Annotated in this window: 4 protein-coding genes; all 4 read right to left on the reverse strand. The window is 70.6% G+C overall.

Translation table 11 applies throughout. The features are described 5' to 3' along the window. Positions 1-67: 67 nt before the first annotated feature. Complete coding sequence (locus GA0115240_RS12635; RefSeq protein ID WP_093736778.1) at positions 68-859, reverse strand: LysM peptidoglycan-binding domain-containing protein; 792 nt, start codon at positions 857-859, stop codon at positions 68-70. A 534-nt stretch (positions 860-1,393) separates the two neighbouring features. Beyond that, positions 1,394-2,383 (reverse strand): zinc-dependent alcohol dehydrogenase family protein, encoded by a 990-nt coding sequence (locus GA0115240_RS12640; protein ID WP_093736779.1) that lies wholly within the window; start codon positions 2,381-2,383, stop codon positions 1,394-1,396. Then, the gene (locus GA0115240_RS12645; RefSeq protein ID WP_093736780.1) at positions 2,380-3,261 is read right to left on the reverse strand and encodes a carbohydrate ABC transporter permease; all 882 of its coding nucleotides are present in this window, start codon (positions 3,259-3,261) and stop codon (positions 2,380-2,382) included. Before GA0115240_RS12645 ends, GA0115240_RS12640 begins: the two co-directional genes overlap by 4 nt. Further along, positions 3,261-3,858, reverse strand: a 598-nt coding sequence (locus GA0115240_RS12650) for a carbohydrate ABC transporter permease (RefSeq protein WP_141708814.1), incomplete at its 5' end; no start/stop codon positions are given. The genes GA0115240_RS12645 and GA0115240_RS12650, both read right to left, overlap by 1 nt.

The raw sequence follows: 3,858 nt of genomic DNA on the forward strand, positions 1-3,858 counted from the left end.
GGCGCAAGGCGCCGCGGGCGTCCGCCGATCCGGGACGGGGGCGGGGGGCCTGCGCGGCCCGGCCCGCTCAGTAGGGGCCGTTGACGTTGTCGATCGAACCGTAGACGTGGTACGCGTAGTTGCACGCCGCGGTGAGGTTGGCGACCGGGTCGTAGATGTTCGTCGAGGTGCCCGGCACGTGATACGCGTCGAACGTCGGCTGGATCACCTGCAGGAGGCCGATGGACGGGGTGCCCGCGGCCGCGTTGGAGTCCCACAGGTTGATGGCGTTCGGGTTCCCGGAGGACTCCCGCATGGTGTTGCGGTAGATCCCGTCGTAGCTGCCCGGGATGCCGTTCTGCGCCATGATCGCCAGCGAGTGCTTGATCCACCCGTCCAGGTCGTCGGTGTACGTCGGGCCGCTCGCGGTCGAGGCCTTCGACGCGGTTGACGCCGTCGAGGCGGCCGTGGTGGCCGGCACGACGCCCGTGGTGGAGGACGCATGGGTCGAGGCGGTGGCCGCCTTGGCGGTCGAACCCGTCGACCCGGCCGATCCGGCCGGCAGCTTCAGCCGCTGGCCCGGCTGGATGACGTACGGGCTGGTGATGCCGTTGGCCGAGGCGATGGCCTGCCAGCCGCCGGGCACGTGCTGGGACCGGGCGATGGCCACCAGGTAGTCACCGGCGTTGACCACGTAGGTCGTCGTACGGGCGGGCTGCGGCGTCGTTCCGGTGGTGGCCGGCGCGGCCGGGGGAGCGCTGGCGGCCTGGGCCGTCCCGGTCACGACCGCACAGCCGAGGGCGAAGGTGCCGACGACGACCGCGCCCCGCGCGGAGAACAGCCGGGTTCTGACGGAGCGATTGAGAGCGTGATTGGGCATGGTGCGGACCTCGTTCCGGGATTGCTTGCCTGCAGTTGCCGGTCCCCCTCGTTATTCCGACCCGCATTTCGATGAGCGGTGCACTGCGGAGGGCACATTCCTAGCAGCCGGAAATTAGCCCGACAATTGTCCGGTGGACTAAGCCGGTTAGTAGCGGTCTTTGTGCGGCCCGGGAATTGCCGAAGGAAATGCAGGCGGACAAGGGGGAGGAATGGCACTACCCGCCTTCGTAGGTGATGTACGTCCTATGCCGTACATCACGTCGAAGGGCCCGGAAAACAAGTCGCCGACGGGGCGCGGACGCCGGAAGTCCGGCGCGGCGGGCCCGCCGTCGGCGGGCGCGAAGGGATTCGCAAGAACGGCTTAGCCGTATAAAGAACTTATTTATGCCTTATGGCATTAAATGGGACATAAAGCAGAGAGTGCCGTAGGCGCGGCGGCCCGCCGGCCGCACGGCAGCGGCCCGGCACCGATGCCCCGGCGGGAAGTCGCCGGGGCATCGGTGCCGGGCCGGGGCCGGCCGCGCGCCAACGGTCAGGGAACGACCTGGATCTTCCGGCCCCGGCCCGCCCGGAACCGGTCCAGCGCCGCCGCGTAGTCCGCCAGCGGGAGCCGGTCGCTGATGAACACCTCCGGGTCGAGCAGCCCGCCGGCGAACAGCTCCGCGGCCCGCTCGTAGCTGTGCAGCACCGCCATGGAGCCGGTGATGGTGATCTCCTGGTTGTAGATCCGGTACGGCTCGATCACCGCGCGCGCCGCGTAGTCCGCGACGCCGAACTGCAGGAAGGTGCCGCCCTTGCCGACCCGTCCCAGGCCGTCCTGGATCGCCTCGGCGTTGCCGGTCGCGTCGATCACCACGTCCCAGCCGCGCGGCCGCTCCACCTCGTCGGCGGAGATCGCGGCCGCGCTGCACCCCAGGCTCCGCGCGGTGGCCAGCCGCTCCTCGTTGAGGTCCACCACGTCCACGGTCGCCGCGCCGGTCCGCTTGGCCAGCTCCAGCATCATCAGGCCCATCGTGCCGGACCCGTAGATCAGCACGTGGCCGGCCAGCCGGCTGCGCAGGATGTCGTAGCCGCGGACCGCGCAGGACAGCGGCTCGATCAGCGCCGCGTCCTGGGCACGGACATGGGAGGGCAGCTTGACGCAGTTGGCGGCCGGGGCGGCGGCGTACTCGGCGGCGCCGCCGGGCACCGTCACCCCGATCGCCGCCCACCGCTCGCACAGGTTGTTGCGGCCCAGCCGGCAGTAATGGCACTCGTGGCAGTACAGCGACGGGTCCACCGCCACCTGGTCGCCGACCGCGAGCCCCCGTACCCGGCCGCCGACGGCGACGATCTCGCCGGCGAACTCATGGCCCGGCACGATCGGCAGGGTCGGCGCGAACTCGCCGCGCAGGATGTGCAGGTCGGTGCCGCACAGGCCGCAGGCGGCGACCTTGACGACCACTCCGGACGGGTCGGGCGCCGGGTCGTCCACGGTCTCGACGCCCACGTTCCCCGGGGAGCTGATGACGGCGGCTTTCACTTGACGGCTCCAAGGGAGAGGCCCTGGACGAGCTTGTCCTGGGCGGCGAACCCGGCGGCGAGCACCGGCAGGGAGATGCAGACGGCCGCCGCGCACACCTTCGCCAGGAAGAGCCCCTGGCTGGTGACGAAGCCGGTGAGGAACACCGGCGCGGTGCCGGCCACCACCCCGGTGAGCACCCGGGCGAACAGCAGCTCGTTCCAGCTGAAGATGAACGAGATCAGCGCGGTCGCCGCGATGCCCGGCGCCACCACGGGCGCCACGATCCGCACCAGGACGGTCGGCAGCCCGGCCCCGTCGATGGACGCCGCCTCGATGATCGCCACCGGCACGTCGGCCAGGAACGAACGCATCATCCACACCGCGATCGGCAGGTTCATCGAGGTGTAGAGGACGACCAGCAGCCAGATGTTGTCCAGCAGCCCGGTGTTCTTCGCGATCAGGTACACCGGCAGCAGGCCGGCCACCGCGGGCAGCATCTTGGTGGACAGGAAGAAGAACATCACGTCGGTCCACTTGCGGACCGGCTTGATCGACAGGGCGTACGCCGCCGGGATCGACAGCGCCAGCACCAGCGCGGTGGAGGCGACACTCGCGGTGAGCGAGTTGACCAGCGGCGGCCACGGGCTGACCCCGGTGCCGGAGCCGAAGAACTCCCGGTAGCCGTGCAGGGTCAGCGCGGCGCCGAGCCGCGGCGGATTGGTCGCCGCGTCCTGCTCGCTGTGCAGCGAGGTCAGGACCATCCAGGCGAACGGCAGGAAGAAGACGATCCCGCACAGCCAGGCCAGCAGTCCCAGCAGCGCGTTGGTGCGGCGGGCCCCCGGGCGGACGCCGGCGGGCGCACCGGCCTGCGCGGCCCCGGACACGGTCGCGGTCATCAGTGGGTCTCCTCTCGCAGCAGCGACGAGACGGTCCGCAGGGCGAAGGTCGCCACCACGATCGACAGCACCACCACGATCACGCCCTCCGCCGACGCCTGCCCGTAGTCGTGGGCCTGGTAGAAGGTGGTGTAGACGGTGTAGGGCAGGTTCGCGGTGCCCAGGCCGCCGGAGGTCAGGGTGAAGACCGCGTCGAAGTTCTGCACCACGTAGACGGTGCCGAGCAGCGCCGCCAGCTCCAGGTAGCGGCGCAGGTGCGGGAAGGTCAGATAGCGGAAGACCTGCCAGGTACCCGCGCCGTCCACCCGGGCCGCCTCGACGACGTCGGCCGGCCGGCTCTGCAGCCCGGCCAGCAGGATCAGCATCATGAACGGTGTCCACTGCCAGACCAGCGAGGCCTCCACCGACATCAGCGGCACCACCGACAGCCAGTCGGGCTGCGGCGCGTGATGGCTGCCGAACAGGCTCCACAGCCAGGTCAGCGTGCCGTTGAACAGACCGTACGTCGCGTTGTACAGGGCGTGCTTCCACAGCAGCGCGGACGCCACCGGCACCACCAGGAACGGCGTGATCAGCAAGGTGCGCACGACGCCGCGG

The organism is Streptomyces sp. DvalAA-14 (assembly GCF_900091855.1).
GTDB lineage: Bacteria > Actinomycetota > Actinomycetes > Streptomycetales > Streptomycetaceae > Actinacidiphila.

Coding starts and splice junctions, on each gene's coding strand:
- GA0115240_RS12645 (WP_093736780.1), bottom strand. CDS start 3,261: ATGACCGCGACCGTGTCCGGGGCCGCGCAGGCCGGTGCGCCCGCCGGC.
- GA0115240_RS12635 (WP_093736778.1), bottom strand. CDS start 859: ATGCCCAATCACGCTCTCAATCGCTCCGTCAGAACCCGGCTGTTCTCC.